This is a genomic window from Mesoplasma photuris ATCC 49581 (assembly GCF_000702725.1).
Classification (GTDB): Bacteria; Bacillota_I; Bacilli_A; order Mycoplasmatales; family Mycoplasmataceae; genus Tullyiplasma; species Tullyiplasma photuris.
In genome coordinates this window covers 1-2,182 of record NZ_JNJI01000009.1, presented here as the reverse complement: position 1 = coordinate 2,182, position 2,182 = coordinate 1, and the positions used below count along the sequence as shown (strand labels likewise).

The following is a 2,182-nucleotide window of genomic DNA, read 5'->3' as shown; positions in this document are numbered from 1 at the left end:
CATATAGCTACCCAGCTATGCCTCTGGCGAGACAACTGGTGCACCAGGGATGCGTCCAACCCGGTCCTCTCGTACTAGGGTCAGCTCTCTTCAATTTTCCTACGCCCACAACAGATAGGGACCAAACTGTCTCACGACGTTCTGAACCCAGCTCGCGTACCGCTTTAATGGGCGAACAGCCCAACCCTTGGAACCGACTTCAGCTCCAGGATGCGATGAGCCGACATCGAGGTGCCAAACCTCCCCGTCGATGTGAACTCTTGGGGGAGATCAGCCTGTTATCCCCGGGGTAACTTTTATCCGTTGAGCGACGGCCCTTCCACTCGGGACCGCCGGATCACTAAGTCCTACTTTCGTATCTGTTCGACTTGTAAGTCTCGCAGTTAAGCATTCTTCTACCTTTGCGCTCTTTGTATGATTTCCAACCATACTGAGAATACCTTTGAGCGCCTCCGTTACATTTTAGGAGGCGACCGCCCCAGTCAAACTACCCACCAGACACTGTCCTCAACCCGGATAACGGGTCAGAGTTAGAAATCCAATGTAACGAGGGTGGTATTCCAAGGATGACTCCACAAGCCCTAGCGGTCCTGCTTCAAAGTCTCCCACCTATCCTCTACACGTTACACCAAATTTCAATATCAAGTTATAGTAAAGCTCCACGGGGTCTTTCCGTCTAGTTGCGGGTAACCGGCATCTTCACCGGTACTAAAATTTCACCGAGTCTATAGCCGAGACAGCGAAGGGATCATTACACCTTTCGTGCGGGTCAGAACTTACCTGACAAGGAATTTCGCTACCTTAGGACCGTTATAGTTACGGCCGCCGTTCACCGGGGCTTCAATTCAAAGCTTCGCTTGCGCTGACTTCTCCTTTTAACCTTCCGGCACTGGGCAGGTGTCACCCCCTATACATCGTCTTGCGACTTAGCAGAGAGCTGTGTTTTTGCTAAACAGTTGCCCCTCCCTCTTCACTGCGGCTCAATCAAGTTGAGCACTCCTTCTTCCGAAGTTACGGAGTCATTTTGCAGAGTTCCTTAGCTATAGTTATCTCGCTTGCCTTAGGATTTTCTCCTTGACCACGTGTGTTCGTTCTAGGTACAGGTAATTATTGATTAAGTTAGAAGCTTTTCTTGGAAGCATAGAGTCATGTACTTCGTTACTAGGCGAACCGTTCACTCCCCATCACGCTTCAATGTTGAATATAGAGCGGATTTGCCAACTCTACCACCTTTGCGCTTAGCCCAGGACAACCAACGCCTGGGATACACTATCTTTCTCCGTCACTCCATCACTCAATAATCAGTACAGGAATATCAACCTGTTGTCCATCGACTACGCCTATCGGCCTCGCCTTAGGTCCTGACTAACCCTGGGTGGACGAACCTTGCCCAGGAAACCTTGGTCAAATAGCATGAAGGATTCTCACCTTCAAACGTTACTCATGCCGGCATAATCACTTCTAAGCGCTCCACTGGTCCTCACGGTCCAACTTCATCGCCCTTAGAACGCTCCCCTACCACTGTGCATACGCACAATCCGTAGCTTCGGTAGTATACTTAAGCCCCGGTACATTTTCGGCGCAGAATCACTCGACTAGTGAGCTGTTACGCACTCTTTAAATGATGGCTGCTTCTGAGCCAACATCCTAGCTGTCTGTGCAATTCCACATCCTTACACACTTAGTATACATTTAGGGACCTTAGCTGACGATCTGGGCTGTTTCCCTCACGAGCATGGACCTTATCACCCATGTTCTGACTGCCGCATAATTGGACTATGGCATTCGGAGTTTAATTCTATTCAGTACAGCTAGGTGCCGCCATCATAGATTCAGTGCTCTACCTCCATAGTTTTAATTGCGACGCTATCCTTAAAGATATATCGGGGAGAACTAGCTATCTCCGGGTTCGATTGGAATTTCACCGCTAGCCACAAGTCATCCTCGGTCTTTTCAACGAACGTAGGTTCGGTCCTCCATTGAGTATTACCTCAACTTCAACCTGCTCATGGCTAGATCACCCGGTTTCGTGTCTACTACAACGTACTAAACGCCCTATTAAGGCTCGCTTTCACTACGGCTCCCCATATTCTGGTTAACCTCGCACGTTATAGTAACTCGCCGGCTCTTTCTACAAAAAGCACGATATCACCCATTAACGGGCTCTATCTTCTTGTAAGCA

1 rRNA gene is annotated in these 2,182 nt (G+C 49.1%); it reads right to left on the bottom strand.

The features are described 5' to 3' along the window. Positions 1-2,182, bottom strand: a 23S ribosomal RNA gene (locus tag T347_RS0103685); the annotation flags it as partial.